The 13955-nt window shown below is 57.9% G+C and carries 16 protein-coding genes; 6 read left to right on the top strand and 10 right to left on the bottom strand.

Annotated features, from left to right (window positions below; translation table 11 throughout):
- The first annotated feature begins 45 nt into the window (after positions 1–45).
- Positions 46–603 carry a hypothetical protein gene (locus ACR3EG_RS06685; RefSeq protein ID WP_480494360.1) on the top strand — a complete coding sequence of 186 codons (558 nt, stop codon included), beginning with the start codon at positions 46–48 and terminating at the stop codon, positions 601–603.
- Positions 604–679: 76 nt separating this feature from the next.
- Entirely contained in the window at positions 680–1552 is an 873-nt protein-coding gene (locus ACR3EG_RS06680) for an S-methyl-5'-thioadenosine phosphorylase (protein WP_209194081.1), read from the top strand.
- Between the two features lie 6 nt (positions 1553–1558).
- Here the strand turns inward: ACR3EG_RS06680 and ACR3EG_RS06675 are convergent, their stop codons facing one another.
- A complete protein-coding gene (locus ACR3EG_RS06675; RefSeq protein ID WP_480494358.1) occupies positions 1559–2416 on the bottom strand; it encodes an alpha/beta hydrolase in 858 nt (285 codons plus the stop codon).
- Positions 2417–2666: 250 nt separating this feature from the next.
- On the opposite strand from ACR3EG_RS06675, the gene ACR3EG_RS06670 reads away from it, so the two are divergent.
- Positions 2667–3671 carry a DUF418 domain-containing protein gene (locus ACR3EG_RS06670; protein WP_480494356.1) on the top strand — a complete coding sequence of 335 codons (1005 nt, stop codon included), beginning with the start codon at positions 2667–2669 and terminating at the stop codon, positions 3669–3671.
- A 52-nt stretch (positions 3672–3723) separates the two neighbouring features.
- Positions 3724–4353, top strand: coding sequence for a LysE family translocator (locus tag ACR3EG_RS06665; RefSeq protein WP_480494355.1), 630 nt, complete (start codon positions 3724–3726; stop codon positions 4351–4353).
- Here the strand turns inward: ACR3EG_RS06665 and ACR3EG_RS06660 are convergent.
- Complete coding sequence (locus tag ACR3EG_RS06660; RefSeq protein ID WP_170354960.1) at positions 4350–4523, bottom strand: hypothetical protein; 174 nt, start codon at positions 4521–4523, stop codon at positions 4350–4352. The two genes, ACR3EG_RS06665 and ACR3EG_RS06660, sit on opposite strands and share 4 nt — an antisense overlap.
- 320 nt (positions 4524–4843) lie before the next feature.
- Here ACR3EG_RS06660 and ACR3EG_RS06655 point away from each other — a divergent pair, with 320 nt between their 5' ends.
- Positions 4844–5383, top strand: a complete 540-nt coding sequence (locus tag ACR3EG_RS06655) for an adenine phosphoribosyltransferase (protein ID WP_170354959.1) — start codon at positions 4844–4846, stop codon at positions 5381–5383.
- Positions 5384–5554: 171 nt separating this feature from the next.
- Positions 5555–6034, top strand: coding sequence for a fasciclin domain-containing protein (locus ACR3EG_RS06650; protein ID WP_480494352.1), 480 nt, complete (start codon positions 5555–5557; stop codon positions 6032–6034).
- Between the two features lie 37 nt (positions 6035–6071).
- Here ACR3EG_RS06650 and ACR3EG_RS06645 read toward each other — a convergent pair whose 3' ends face one another.
- The 8 genes from ACR3EG_RS06645 to ACR3EG_RS06610 all read right to left on the bottom strand — a co-directional run bounded on the left by ACR3EG_RS06645 (position 6072) and on the right by ACR3EG_RS06610 (position 13936).
- Positions 6072–7487 carry an FAD-binding oxidoreductase gene (locus ACR3EG_RS06645; RefSeq protein ID WP_480494350.1) on the bottom strand — a complete coding sequence of 472 codons (1416 nt, stop codon included), beginning with the start codon at positions 7485–7487 and terminating at the stop codon, positions 6072–6074.
- 38 nt (positions 7488–7525) lie between these two features.
- Positions 7526–8344 carry an MBL fold metallo-hydrolase gene (locus ACR3EG_RS06640; protein ID WP_480494348.1) on the bottom strand — a complete coding sequence of 273 codons (819 nt, stop codon included), beginning with the start codon at positions 8342–8344 and terminating at the stop codon, positions 7526–7528.
- A gap of 84 nt (positions 8345–8428) precedes the next feature.
- Positions 8429–9055: an imm11 family protein gene (locus ACR3EG_RS06635; RefSeq protein WP_480494346.1), complete on the bottom strand. Its 627-nt coding sequence runs from the start codon at positions 9053–9055 to the stop codon at positions 8429–8431.
- Positions 9056–9059: 4 nt separating this feature from the next.
- The gene (locus tag ACR3EG_RS06630; RefSeq protein WP_480494344.1) at positions 9060–9644 is read right to left on the bottom strand and encodes a GNAT family N-acetyltransferase; all 585 of its coding nucleotides are present in this window, start codon (positions 9642–9644) and stop codon (positions 9060–9062) included.
- On the bottom strand, positions 9644–10906 hold the full coding sequence (locus tag ACR3EG_RS06625) for a M16 family metallopeptidase (RefSeq protein WP_480494342.1): 1263 nt from the start codon (positions 10904–10906) through the stop codon (positions 9644–9646). The genes ACR3EG_RS06630 and ACR3EG_RS06625 overlap by 1 nt, the downstream gene beginning before the upstream one ends.
- The gene (thrC, locus tag ACR3EG_RS06620; protein WP_170354952.1) at positions 10903–12291 is read right to left on the bottom strand and encodes a threonine synthase; all 1389 of its coding nucleotides are present in this window, start codon (positions 12289–12291) and stop codon (positions 10903–10905) included. The genes ACR3EG_RS06625 and thrC overlap by 4 nt, the downstream gene beginning before the upstream one ends.
- A complete protein-coding gene (locus tag ACR3EG_RS06615) occupies positions 12288–12965 on the bottom strand; it encodes an SURF1 family protein (RefSeq protein WP_480494340.1) in 678 nt (225 codons plus the stop codon). The genes thrC and ACR3EG_RS06615 overlap by 4 nt, the downstream gene beginning before the upstream one ends.
- Before the next feature lie 155 nt (positions 12966–13120).
- Positions 13121–13936 carry a cytochrome c oxidase subunit 3 gene (locus ACR3EG_RS06610; protein ID WP_170354950.1) on the bottom strand — a complete coding sequence of 272 codons (816 nt, stop codon included), beginning with the start codon at positions 13934–13936 and terminating at the stop codon, positions 13121–13123.
- Positions 13937–13955: the final 19 nt, after the last annotated feature.

Genomic DNA, 13955 nt, shown 5'->3' with positions numbered 1-13955 from the left:
GAGTCGTGAGTTGAACCGGGCGTCACGGGTACGCACCTATTGGCCATGCGATGGTTGATCCTTTTCCTACTAGCCCCGATGGCTGCGTTCGCACAGGACCTGCAGGGCAATGACACGGCCAGCAATTGGCGCGTGACCCATTATGAAGCGTTCGGCGTGTGGAACTCGATCTGCGACGAGCGCGAGGAATACGGCGCGCTGAAGCAGCGCTGCTATATTCGCCGGGCCGAGGTCTTCTCGTACCGCCCCAAATTCGGCGCACAATACGTCTTCATTACCCCTGCCCCAACCGGAGTTCAGGTCGAATTCGGAATAGAACCCGGCACCTTGTTCTGGCCGTCCGGCTTCCGCATTGACGGCAGCGAGGGCGTTGTCTGGCGCACCCGCAGCCCTGGATGTCTGACCGGCCTTGGTTGCACCTTCGACGGAAGCGGCGCGGATGAGATCATCGCTGCCATGTTGGACGGAGACGCTTATCGCTTTGTTTTCCGTGACCGACATGGACAAGCACAGGACCTGACATGGCCATTGCAGCAATTTGATGCAGCGTGGAGCGATTTTCAGCAGCAGGCGCAAACCCGTAACCTTTTGACGCTGCAGTAACTCGTATTGACCCTTGTCAAACCCGAAACTGCGGCGCACAAATCCCGGATCAGGCACCACAACCCGGAGAGAACAAGTGACCCAGACCAAGATTGCGGTTATCGGCGGATCAGGCATCTACGACATTGACGGGCTAGAGAACGCTGAATGGGTTACGGTTGAAACACCATGGGGCGATCCGTCAGATCAAATCCTAACGGGATCACTGAACGGGGTCGAGATGGCGTTCCTGCCACGCCACGGGCGCGGCCACGTGCATTCCCCGACCGAGGTTCCATATCGCGCGAATATCGATGCGCTGAAGCGGCTGGGCGTGAGCGATATCATCTCGGTCTCGGCCTGCGGGTCATTTCGCGAGCATATGGCGCCGGGTGATTTCGTGATCGTGGATCAATTCATCGACCGGACTTTTGCCCGCGACAAAAGCTTTTTCGGTACCGGCTGTGTAGCCCATGTCAGCGTCGCCCACCCGACGTGCCCCCGCCTGTCGGACGCATGCGAAACCGCTGGCAAGGCGGCAGGGATAAACATCCACCGGGGCGGAACCTATCTTGCGATGGAGGGACCGCAATTCTCGACGCTGGCGGAATCCAAAATGTACCGCGAACACTGGGGCTGCGACGTGATTGGAATGACCAACATGCCCGAGGCCAAGCTCGCCCGTGAGGCCGAGCTGTGTTACGCCTCGATCGCGATGGTCACCGACTACGACAGCTGGCACCCGGACCATGGCGAAGTCGACGTGACCGCAATCATTGCAACTCTGACCGGGAATGCCGAGAAAGGGCGCGCACTGGTCAAGGGGCTGCCCGATCTGCTTGGGCCGGACCGAGCGCCTTGTCCGCACGGCTGCGACCGGGCGCTGGAATATGCGATCCTGACCGCGCCTGAAAAACGCGATCCGGCCCTGCTGGCCAAATTGGATGCTGTGGCTGGTCGGGTATTGTAATCCGGCCTACCGCAAAAGGGCTGTTTGCACCTCATCCCACAGGCCATGTGACCATAGGTCGTTATGCGTACCGCCCGTGATGACGAACAACTGAACGGTCTCGCCTGCCAGTGCGGCCAAAGCCTGACCGTGCGCAACCGGAATGGTCTCATCCAGAGTTCCGTGGAAGATCAGAGTTGGCACTGTAACACGCTCAATCAGGTCCCGAGTTCTAAACTGGTCTTTCATCAGGGCAGAGACAGGCAGAAAAGGATAGCGCTCGGCCGCGATGTCCACTGTCGCTGTGTAAGGAGCCTCAAGCACCAGCATTCGGGCATTCGGGCGTTCGGCTGCTACGGCGGCTGCAATTCCTGTCCCTAGGCTTTGACCATGCAAAATGACCGAGGCACCATCGGCCTCTAGCCGGTCATACATCAAAATCGCATCCGCGATCAGCGCCTCCTCTGAAGGTTCGCCTGCACTTCCGGGAAAACCACGGTAACTTGGGGCGAACAGGCCAAACCCACTGTTGAGAATTTCGCGCAACCTGTCGGATCGGTCGCTCAGGTTCCCGCTCTGACCATGAAAGAACAGCACCGTCGGCGCACCTTCTCGCACCGCAGGGGCTGACCATGCTGTGACCAAAGTGCCATCAGCCATGGGCAGTGACACAACCTCCATGTCCGCCAACCCGACTTCAGATGGTTTCAGCAATTCACCATCGGGTTTGAAAACCAATGATTGCTGGTTGAAATAGATGTACCCAAGCACGCCTGAATAGAGCACTCCGACCAACAGAAAAGCCACTACAAAGCACAGCTTCAGCCGTCCGAACCCGGACCGCGCAGAATTTGTGCGCGCGTTCGTATCGGTCGTATCGGTCACCATTTTCAACTCCTTTGCGCAGCACGTGGTTTCGTCTGAGGTCGTGAATCACGTGCCACGTTTCAAGGCGCAACTCGCGAGTTTAATCCATTCTTTATCTGCGGCGGTGGGGCAGGTCTCCTCTTGTGTACCGAACCCAAAATGAACCGTTGCCCGCGCTCGCGATTTGTTTATCCCGGCCGGGGATTTAAGCCGCAGTTGCGCCACAATGGCGTGTCAGACTGCGGTCGAGACCGCATCAGAGGGCAGTATGCAAAGATACGAGGCTTTGGACGCAGCCAGGTTTCTGGCCTATTGCGGCATGGTGTTGGTGAACTTCCGCATCGCAGCACAGGTCGTTCCGGGTCAGGATTGGGCCTCTGGTGTTGTAGACGCATTGGAAGGGCGCGCGGCGGCCTTGTTTGTCATTTTGGCAGGCATTGGGATCGGGTTGGCCCGGCTTTCGGTCAGCGTGTTGCTTCGACGCGCGGCGTTTCTGTTTGTGCTCGGCCTAATCAACATGACGGTGTTTGACGCCGATATCCTGCATTTCTACGCGTTGTATTTCCTGATTGGAGCCGCATTTCTGGCATCCTCTCCACGCGGTTTGTGGCTTGGGGCACTGGGAATCGTTGGGCTATCTGCTCTGGCGCACCTGATCTTCGATTATGATCGGGGTTGGGATTGGAGCACACTGACCTACACCGACCTTTGGACCCTGCCCGGCTTTCTGCGCAACGCTGTTTTCAATGGCTGGCACCCAGTGTTGCCATGGGCTGCTTTTCTTTTGATCGGCATGGCCATCGGGCGGTCGCAACTGCATACGATCTGCATTCAACACCGCCTGATCATGTGGGGATTTGGAGCCGCAGTGTTGGCCCTGTTTCCCAGGATACTGGTCTCGGACCCATATCTTGGGACCGCGCCGATACCACCCGGCCCGTTCTATATCCTGGCAGGAACCGGATCATCCTGCGTCGTGATCGGGTTGCTGCTGAAGCTTTGGCCCCGCATTCAGGGACTGGGAATTGCTGCAGCCCTAACAGCACCGGGACGCATCAGCCTGACGCTGTATGTGGCGCATATTCTGATTGGCATGGGTATTCTGGACGAAACCGGATTGCTGAACGGTTCCCTGAGCGCGGTTCAGATTTTAGGGTATGGCGTCGGGTTCTGTATCGCATCCTCCGGATTTGCATTGGTTTGGCGTCGGCGCTTCCATCGTGGTCCGCTTGAAGCGTTGATGCGCTTCGTGACGGATCGTTCGAGGACTTGACCTGACGCCAGCACACGGGCTTTGTGGTGCGAAACGTTTAACAGGATGCCCTATGTCCCTTGATCTCTGGCTTGCCTTTGTGGCTGCCTCGACCGCTTTGCTGCTGATCCCCGGCCCGACCGTTCTGCTGGTTCTCAGCTATGCGTTGTCCAAAGGGCGCAGCGTTGCTGTCGCCTCGGCCACGGGGGTCGCGTTAGGCGATCTGGTCGCGATGACAGCGTCATTGCTTGGGTTGGGGGCGTTGGTTCTGGCATCAGCAACCTTGTTTTCGGTGCTGAAATGGGCAGGCGCGGCTTATCTGATCTGGCTTGGAGTAAAGCTGTTACGCAGCGCGCCCGTGGGCGGCGTAGAGACGGTAGAGACCGGCCGCGATGTTACAACGCGCAGTGTCTTTGGGCACGCTGCAGCTGTCACGGCCCTGAACCCGAAATCCATTGCGTTCTTCATCGCATTTGTCCCGCAGTTCATTCGTCCAACAGACCCCCTGGGCCCGCAATTCGCCATCTTAATCGCGACATTTGTCGGCCTCGCATGGCTGAACGCTCTGGCCTATGCGTTGATGGCTGACAGGTTGCGCATGATGATCGGACGCGCAGGCGTCCTGAATGCCATGACAAAATTCGGAGGGTTGACCCTGATCGGAATGGGCGTGGCGACCGCAGTCCTGCGACGCCCGGCCTAATCCTCGGCGTTTTCCTTCATGAAACCGCGGATGAACCGCCGGATTTCCCGAGCGGCCGAGGTATCCAATTCTTTGCACAGCTCAACGAAAGCATCACGCTCGTCTTTGTCTAAACGCAGAACCAATTGACTGTTTTTCTTGGTAGAACCTTTACCGTCTTTCTTAGCCACGCGCCCTATCCCTGACAGACCCTTGATTCTCTTTGCGATGCAATGTATATACATAGCATAGAAATTGTAGTTATCGAGCACCTAACAATAAAAAAGGATTATGGCAATGAATCTGCATGCTGCTCAGGCATTTCTTTTGCGAGACCAACGCAATTGGCGCAAACCCCATTTGTCGTGGCTGCCTTCGTCTCTGTACCGATACAAGAGCTTGCCGAACGTTCTTTTGAAACGCCGCAAATAAGATCACACAATCAATCCTTGCATGACTGACCCCAATGGGCCAAACAGCCCAGCGTATTCTGACGCCAAAGGGGTCCGCCATGTCCAGAAACAAGTCGGTCAAGGATTACATCCGCACCATCGTCGACTTCCCACATGAAGGGATCATGTTCCGCGATGTGACCACCCTGTTCGCAGACCCGCGCGGGTTTCGCATGGCGATTGATCAGATGCTGCATCCCTATGCGGGCGAGCGCATCGACAAGGTCGTGGGCCTAGAGGCACGTGGCTTTATTCTGGGTGGCGCGATTGCTCATCAGCTTAGCGTTGGCTTCGTTCCAATCCGCAAGAAGGGCAAGTTGCCCGGCACCACGATCAGCCAAGACTACAAACTGGAATATGGTGAGGCCATCGTCGAAATCCACGATGACGCGATCCAGCCCGGCGAAAAGATTTTAGTCGTGGATGACTTGCTGGCCACAGGTGGCACCGCGGCGGCCGGCATCAAACTGATCGAACGATTGGGCGGAGAGATCGTGTCCTGCTCGTTCATCATCGACCTGCCCGAGCTAGGCGGCCGCAAAGTTCTGGAAGATCTGGACATGGATGTGCATGTTTTGTGTGAATTCGAAGGTCTTTGACGTCTCTTCGATCACAAAAACGTGAGTGGAAATTCCAACCCGCGTCGTCTTAGCGCAGATCACTGCACATTCAACAACAATTTATCGACATATTCAGTGATCTTGTTGTGATTGTGCGCCGTACCCCTTGTCGATGCCACTGACGGCATTCCAACAAGGGAATCTGTTACCATGTTTCGCAAACTCGCTATTGCCGGTGTGTCCGGCGCTCTGATCGCATCGGCTGCATTCGCCGGAGCCAAGAAAGACATCGTGGACACTGCTGTCGGCGCGGGCAGCTTTGAAACTCTGGTCGCCGCCGTTCAGGCCGCCGAACTGGTTGATACGCTGAAAGGCGAAGGCCCGTTCACTGTCTTCGCCCCGACCGACGAAGCCTTCGCAGCACTGCCCGAAGGTACCGTCGAGACACTGCTGAAGCCCGAGAACAAAGATCAGCTGATCGCCGTTCTGACCTATCATGTGGTACCGGGCAAGGTGATGTCGGGCGATCTGTCCGATGACATGACGGCTGCAACCGTTCAAGGCGGCGAAGTGACGATTGATCTGGACAATGGCGTGATGGTCAACGATGCGTCTGTCGTTCAGGCAGATATCGAAACAACGAATGGCGTTATCCACGTCATCGACAAAGTGATTTTGCCGGCCTCGTAAAACGGCCACAAGCGGCTCGGGGACACCCGAGCCGCATCTATGACTTCAGAACAGCCCCGGGGTTCATAATTCCCTTTGGATCAAGCGCTGACTTGATTGCCCGCATGGCGGTCAGCTTGGCCGGATCCCCATACCTTTCAAGATCATCCGTTTTCAGGCGGCCGACCCCATGCTCGGCGCTAACTGAACCGCCGAACTGATCCACCAGATCGTGGATCGCGCGTTTTATTTGTCCGCGCTGCGCATCATAGTCCGACCTTTGGCGCCCGGCCGGAGGGAACACGTTGTAGTGCAGATTCCCATCACCCAGATGCCCAAAGCAATTGATGCGGAACGGTCCAATACGCGCAATTTCGCCCGGACCCTGCCGGATGAACTCGGGAATATCCGAAATCGGCACTGAAATATCATGACTAGAAACCGAGCCGATCAGCCGGTTCGCCTCGGGGATACGCTCGCGTACTGCCCATAAGTCCGTCCGCTGAGCCTCGCTCTGTGCGATCACGGCATCCATCACAAGGCCCCGTGTGTCCGCAGCAGCGTAAAGCGTCTCTAGCGCTGTCTGAGGGTCCAATCCGCCGAACAAACCAACCTCGATCAGCACCGACCATTCGGGTGAAACCGCGAAAGGCTGGCGAAGGTCCGGCAACACCTCGGACAAAAACTGCAACCCCTGCCTGTGGATCAGTTCGAACGTGCTGACACCATCGCCCAACTGATCCCGCGCCAGAGCCAGCAGATCTATGGCCGCCTCGGGCGACGTAACCTGTACCATCGCCGTTCCGACCCCAGCCGGACGCGGGGACAGCTTGAGAGACGCCGCCGTGATGATGCCCAACGTCCCCTCGGACCCGATCAAAAGATTACGCAAATCATAGCCGGTATTGTCCTTGCGCAACCGGCTGAGCCCGTGCCAGACATCACCATTCGGCAAGACCGCCTCAAGCCCCAGGCACAGATCGCGCGCATTGCCATAGCGCAGCACATTGACCCCGCCCGCATTGGTCGCAAGATTGCCGCCTATCCGGCACGATCCTTCTGCAGCCAAGGATAAAGGAAACAGGCGGTTGCTACTCTGGGCGGCGGCCTGCACATCAGCAAGGACCGCGCCTGCCTCGGCAATCAGGATATTCTCCGTCGGATGAACAGCGCGGATCGCGGTCATCCGTTCCAGCGATATCAAAAGGGGCGCAGGTCCGGCGGACATGACTTGTCCTCCAACCAATCCAGTCCCGCCTCCATAGGGGACAACAGGCACCGACGCGGCAGAAGCCAGCTGCACCAGGGCCGCGACCTCTTCTGTTCTGCGTGGGGCCGCCAATAGACCGACCTGCCCTGAAAACCTGCGACGCGGCTCCTCAGCATAGCGCGGCTCGGGCTTGCGCAAGACCTCGTCGCCAAGGGCGTCACGGACGGAATGGGCAAAGGCGTCATCAGCGGGATTCAAAGTCATAGGCTTTCCTTGCCCAACTCCGGCAGACCCGACAAGCTTTATTCGATGTCAATCAGGTATTGAGGCTCCAAAACCACGACCGTTGGCCGGTCCGGAAGGGTGCGAAGCGAAACGACCAACTCAGAAACACCTTCCCGCTCGACTGGAAATTCGTCCCGGATATCGACGAGAAACCGATCCAACGAAAAGCCTGAGAACCAATGCATCGGAATAATGACCGAACTTTTCAACCGTTTCAGCACCTGCACCATCTCGGGCAAAGGCATGGTCGTCCCCCCATCCACGGCTGCCATGACCACATCCAACCGTCCCAAGGCCGCAAACTGCGCATCTGACGGGATATGGTGCAAATGCCCCAGATGGCCGATACACAGCCCTTCAATCTCGAACACAAAAATAGAATTGCCGCGCTCTTCGACCCCGCCATAGACAGATCGGATATCGGTCGAGACATTGCGCACCAGCATCTCACCCAGATCCAGATGATGCTCGATCCCTTGCCCGAACTCTCCCCAGCCTGGGAGCACATGGGGAATCGCCGGATCCGGGTTCGCGGTCCAATGGGTGCTGTGTGCATGGTTCATCGTGACCACATCCGGGATCAGGTCCGCACCGCCAATGAAACCCGTGAAGTCCGTAACCGCGTTCAGCCCCCCCTGCGTCTGGATCAGAAACGAAGCATGAGCGACATAGCTGATCCGGACCGAGAACTCAGGCACCGGATCCGTCCAAGCCGCCTTGTGAACATATTCAATGCCGGGCACCGCATCGGCAATAGCAATGCAATGGCTCGGCCGCCGCTCCTGCGCCGCAGCCCCGCCCGAGATCAAAACCAATACCGCAACAACCCAGCGCATGAGGAAAGTGTAGCGCAGCGTGTGCGTATGTCACGCCTTCAGATTCATTATTGGGAAAAACAGCGGGTTAGCCTTGGCAGGCGATCAAATCACGATGCACTTGCGCAGTTTGAATGCACGAGAGACCTTCTCGGCCCGCAACGCTTGGGTCAGCGCGTCACTCACAAAAAACGCGTCGCGCATTTGCGGGTCCATCCAAAGATCCGGCCCATCAAGTGCCGAGGCGCTGACCGCGATATCGTTGTCCTTCATTCCCCCTGGTGGCTGCCAGATATCGTATTTTGGATAAGGCTTATCAATGCGGGGCGATTGGTCCGTCAGAACGGCGGTTTTTTGTGCACCAAAGTTCAGGCAAAAGTAATTGCCTTCTACCGGTGTGGTGCGGTCATGTTGAAACAGTTTGACTGGATAGAGATTTCCTTCGCCGAGATCAAACTGACGCAAAACGGTGGCGCACTTTTCGGAAACAGTCCAGGTCCCTCCAGCATTAAACAGGTCAGGCTGTTTCTTTTCTTTTTTGTCTTTGTATTCCGCGTACATTTTCTTGGGAAAGCGATCCGCCGGCAAAGATTCTCCAACGTTGTTCCGTTTCATGGCATCGACAGCAAGCTCGTTGTTTTCAAGATAGTTGTCTTGGTCAAACCCCTTGATGTTTGAGACGCTCACCATCGCATAGCTGATCCAAACCATGGGCTTTTTTGTCCGCGCCATACCCCTACCCCGCGTCCGTTTTGCCGCGCCGGTCGGACCGCAGGCTGGCATACAGAACATGCGTCCGCCAACGCCCATTGATCTGCAAATAGGATTGCGCCACGCCCTCATATTTGAAGGCAGACCGCTCCAGCAACCCGCGCGACGGCTTGTTTTCAGGCAAACACGCCGCCTCGATCCGGCTCAGATCAAGTCGCGTGAAAGCATGGTGAACGACCGCCCCGATGGCCTCGCGCATATAGCCGTTGCGGGCATAGGCCTGCCCGGTCCAATACCCCAACGTTCCCGCCTGCGCCGGGCCGCGCCGGATATTGTCCAGCGTGATCGCGCCGACCAGCCGGTCATCCTCGCGCCGGAACAGGAACAAAGGGATCGCGGTACCACCTGCTACGGATCGTTGCGCCCAATAGACCCGGTTGGTGAAAGACTTGCGGCTTAGATGATCCTTAGCCCAGATCGGCTCCCACGGGGTGAGAAACTCTTTCGAGGCCCGCCGCAGCGCCGCCCAGTCGTTGAAATCCGAATGCACCGGCGGGCGCAGGCTGAGGCGCGCTGTCTCAAGTTTCAGCTTGCGTCGGCCCAGAAGCATCACGCCGCGCGCCTCTCCTGCAATTCCACCAAAGTGGGCGCGCCCGAGACCGGACCATACAGCGCCAGCGCCGCCGGGGCCTGCACCGCCATGGTTTCGGCAAAGGCGCGCACGTCCTCGGTGCTAACCGCGTCAATCTTGGCGACCGTATCCTCAAGCGAGGGCACCCGGCCCCAAATCTGCACCAGCCGCGCCAGACGTTCGGCCCGGTTCGATGGGCTCTCCAACCCCATCAGCATCCCGGCTTTCATCTGGGCACGGGCGCGGGCGACCTCTTCGGGGCTCATGTCCTCGGCAGCGCGCTTCATCTCGTCGATGGTGATCGTCGCCAGCTCGCCCACCTGATCGGCCGAGGTTCCTGCGTAGATCGTCGTCGTGCCGGTATCCGCATAGGCCCCGGTCTGAGCGAAGATTGTATAGCAAAGCCCGCGGCTTTCGCGCACCTCTTGGAACAGCCGCGAAGACATGCCCCCGCCCAAAGCCGTGGAATAAATCTGCGCCGTATAGATCGCATCATCACGATAGCCTGGGCTTTCGATTGCCAGCGCGAAATGCGCTTGCTCCAAATTCTTTTCCTGCCGCGCTTCGCCACCGGTGAACTTCGCGGCCTCGGCAATCAACCCTTTGCGCGGTTGCAGATGACCGAACATCTCTTCGGCCATTTTCATCAGCGCATCATGATCCACAGCACCAGCCGCCGACAGGATCATCTGCTCGGGGCCGTAGTGTTCAGACACGAAACCCGACAGGTCTTCGCGTGAAAACGCGCTGACCCGCTCGGTCGGACCCAGAATGGTGCGGCCCAGGGGCTGATCGTGATAGCTCTGTTCTTGCAGCCAGTCGAAAATCACATCGTCGGGCGTGTCATAAGCCTGACCGATTTCCTGAAGGATAACGCCGCGCTCGACCTCGATCTCGCGCGGGTCGAAGATGGGGTTCAGAACGATGTCGCCGATCACATCCATCGCCAGCGCTACGTCGTCCTTCAGAACACGCGCGTAATAGGCCGTCACCTCGCGCGAGGTATAGGCGTTGATATAGCCGCCCACATCCTCGATCGCCTCGGCAATTTGCAGCGCAGACCGCCGCTCAGTTCCCTTGAACGCCATGTGTTCAAGGAAATGCGCGATCCCGTTCTGTTCGATCCGCTCGTTCCGCGCACCCGCGGTCACCCAGATGCCGATGGCCGCAGATTGCAGCCCCGGCATGTTCTCACTGACGATCCGAAATCCGTTCTTCAGTTGGTCTTGTCTGACAGTCACTCGGCGATATGCCCTTTGATATGATCCTCAAGGGCACCCAGATCATTGGCAATCCGCGTCACCCGTTCCGGACGTTCATACAGATCAGACATGCGGGATGGAAGAGGCGGATGTTCCCCGCTCGCCTTCTCGACCGCCGCCGGGAATTTCGCTGGGTGGGCAGTGGCCAGCGTGATCATCGGTACATCCACCGTACGGTGATCTTCACCCACCTTGATGCCGATAGCCGAGTGTGGGCAAACCAGCTCAGCGCTATGGACCAGCGTGTGTTTGATCGTCTCTAGCGTTTCATCCTCGGAGACACGACCCGAGTCGAAGCTTTCGCGCAAGGCTTCCATTGCGCCCTGACTGACATTGAAGCCACCGCTTTTCAGCTCATCCATCAACTGCGCCACAGCGCTGCCATCCTCGCCATAGGCATAGTACAGCGCCCGTTCAAAGTTCGAGCTGACTTGAATATCCATCGACGGGCTGATCGAAGGGATGGTGTCGCCCTTGAAATACCCCTCACCCGACAGGCAGCGATGCAGAATGTCGTTCTGGTTGGTGGCCACAACCAGACGATCTATGGGCAAACCCATGCGCTTGGCCAGATAACCCGCGAAGATGTCGCCAAAGTTGCCGGTGGGCACAGTAAAGCTGACCTTGCGATGCGGCGCGCCAACACTGACAGCCGCCGAGAAGTAATAGACGATCTGAGCCAGCACCCGCGCAAAGTTGATCGAGTTCACACCGGCCAGTTTCACCCCGTCACGGAAATCGAAATCGTTGAACATATCTTTCAGCGCGGCCTGGCAATCGTCGAAATCACCATCCACGGCGAGCGCATGCACATTGCTGTCCGCAGGCGTCGTCATCTGGCGGCGCTGCACCTCGGACACGCGGCCATGCGGAAACAGGATGAACACATCCACCGCGTCCAGCCCGCGAAACGCCTCAATGGCTGCGGAACCCGTATCGCCACTGGTCGCACCCACGATGGTCACACGATCATTGCGCCGCTTCAGGGCCACCTGGAACAGCTGACCAATCAACTGCATGGCAAAGTCCTTAAAGGCCAGCGTGGGGCCGTGGAACAGTTCCAGCAGGAAGTGGTTCTCGTTCAGCTGCTTTATCGGCGCGCGGGCGTCATGACCGAAACCTTCGTAAGCGCGGGCAATGATGTTCTTGAACTCCTGCCCGGTGAACGAGCCGCTGACATAGGGCCACATCACGCGAAACGCGATCTCTTCATAGGGCAGACCGGCCAGTGCGGCGATCTCATCGTGGCTCATCACCGGGATCTCGGCCGGCAGGTACAGGCCGCCGTCACGGGCAAGGCCGGTCAGCATCGCCTCTTCAAAGGTCAGTTCCGGCGCTTGGCCACGGGTCGAGATATATTTCATTGCTCTTCACTCTGTGCAGGGGCGCGGTTGCGCCACAGGAAATAACCGGTCATTGCGGCCCAAACCAGAGCCAGACCAAACCATGTGATTGCATATTGTAGGTGATCGTTGGGAATGCCCGCCGTGTCCACCGGCAACGGTGTGATACCCGGGTCGGTTTTCGACCGGGCGATCAGCAGGATGGGTTCGGCGCCAAGCGCGGCGGCCAGATTGGGCACGTCCCGCGCGAACCAGATGTTGTCGTCGATATCGGGTTCGGGCGTATAACTGTCGATCTCATCCGGCCAATGCAGGTTGCCGGTCACGGTCATCGGCCCGGCAAGACGCTCGGCCTGTTTTGCCGTGGTCGGCACAAAGCCGCGATCCACCAGAATGGTGCGATCGTCAGTGCTGAAAGACTGGATGATCCGATAGCCCGCGCCAACCTGCTTGACCGAGACCAGAACATGGATTTCCCCCGGCTCCATATCGCCCGAAATTGTCACGGGAAGGTATTTGTCACCATCTTCCGATACGCTCTGGGGCAGGCTAACAGGTTCAGCCTCAATACGCGCGTCGATCTCGGCCAGAACACCTTCTTTCCAGGCCAGCCGCTGCACCTGCCATATACCCAGCGAGACCAGCACGCCCAGACCGGCAAAGCCAAAGATCAGCAGGAAAAGAATGCGGCGCATAGTCAGGTGAAACCTTGTTACAGAAACCGGCGTCTTGTTAAGGGCGGAGCGGTCCCGATTGCAACCGCGCAATTGTATCGGGCGCAATCTTGCGCCCCTGATAGAGAAAAAGCCGCCCCAACGGGCGGCTTTTGCAATTTACCTATCTGAGCGGATCAGAACAGCGGGGCCTGACCCCAGATGTAGACGGCAAAGAACAGGAACAGCCAGACAACATCGACAAAGTGCCAGTACCAGGCAGCCGCCTCAAAACCCACGTGTTTCTCGGGCGTGAAATCCCCGCGCAAGGCCCGGATCAGGCAAACCGTCAGGAAGATCGTCCCGATGATCACATGCGCGCCGTGGAACCCGGTTGCCATGAAGAAGTTCGAATAGAACTGGTCACCACCAAATTCCCAACCTTCATGGGCCAGCAGTTCATAGTATTCGTAGCCCTGCAGCGCAGTAAAGAGGATACCCAGCACAATACCGATGGCCAGACCGTTGATCAGCGCCTTGCGGTCATTGTCATGTACCAGAGCGTGGTGCGCCCAGGTGATCGCGCATCCCGACAGCAACAGAACGAGCGTGTTGATCAGCGGCAGGTGGAACGGGTCCACCGCGTGGATGTCGGGCTGGATGTACTCGGTGCCCGCATAGTCGTACATCGGATACATGCGATGTTTGAAGAACGACCAAAACCAGGCAAAGAAGAACATCACCTCGGACATGACGAACAGGATGAAGCCATAGCGCAGGCCGATGCGCACCACCGGCGTGTGGTCGCCCGCGCGGCTTTCGGCTACGACCTCGGACCACCAGGCGAACATGGTGTAAAGAACGGCGACCAGACCCATCCAGAACATGAACGATGTGACGCCGTGCATCCAAAGGACAGCACCGAACAGCATCACAAAGCCACCAATGGCCCCTATCAGCGGCCATACCGACGGCGGCAGAATATGATAATCGTGGTTTTTAGCGTGTGCCATCAGCGTCCCTCACCTAAAG

The organism is Ruegeria sp. AM7, assembly GCF_056535965.1.
Note: the sequence above shows the minus strand (reverse complement) of the source record. Positions and strands in the feature narration are given on the sequence as shown.

Coding starts and splice junctions, on each gene's coding strand:
- ACR3EG_RS06610 (WP_170354950.1), bottom strand. CDS start 13,936: ATGGCACACGCTAAAAACCACGATTATCATATTCTGCCGCCGTCGGTA.
- ACR3EG_RS06640 (WP_480494348.1), bottom strand. CDS start 8,344: ATGCGCTGGGTTGTTGCGGTATTGGTTTTGATCTCGGGCGGGGCTGCG.
- ACR3EG_RS06685 (WP_480494360.1), top strand. CDS start 46: ATGCGATGGTTGATCCTTTTCCTACTAGCCCCGATGGCTGCGTTCGCA.
- ACR3EG_RS06615 (WP_480494340.1), bottom strand. CDS start 12,965: ATGCGCCGCATTCTTTTCCTGCTGATCTTTGGCTTTGCCGGTCTGGGC.
- ACR3EG_RS06630 (WP_480494344.1), bottom strand. CDS start 9,644: ATGCTTCTGGGCCGACGCAAGCTGAAACTTGAGACAGCGCGCCTCAGC.
- ACR3EG_RS06665 (WP_480494355.1), top strand. CDS start 3,724: ATGTCCCTTGATCTCTGGCTTGCCTTTGTGGCTGCCTCGACCGCTTTG.
- ACR3EG_RS06655 (WP_170354959.1), top strand. CDS start 4,844: ATGTCCAGAAACAAGTCGGTCAAGGATTACATCCGCACCATCGTCGAC.
- ACR3EG_RS06635 (WP_480494346.1), bottom strand. CDS start 9,055: ATGGCGCGGACAAAAAAGCCCATGGTTTGGATCAGCTATGCGATGGTG.
- thrC (WP_170354952.1), bottom strand. CDS start 12,291: ATGAAATATATCTCGACCCGTGGCCAAGCGCCGGAACTGACCTTTGAA.
- ACR3EG_RS06645 (WP_480494350.1), bottom strand. CDS start 7,487: ATGACTTTGAATCCCGCTGATGACGCCTTTGCCCATTCCGTCCGTGAC.
- ACR3EG_RS06670 (WP_480494356.1), top strand. CDS start 2,667: ATGCAAAGATACGAGGCTTTGGACGCAGCCAGGTTTCTGGCCTATTGC.
- ACR3EG_RS06650 (WP_480494352.1), top strand. CDS start 5,555: ATGTTTCGCAAACTCGCTATTGCCGGTGTGTCCGGCGCTCTGATCGCA.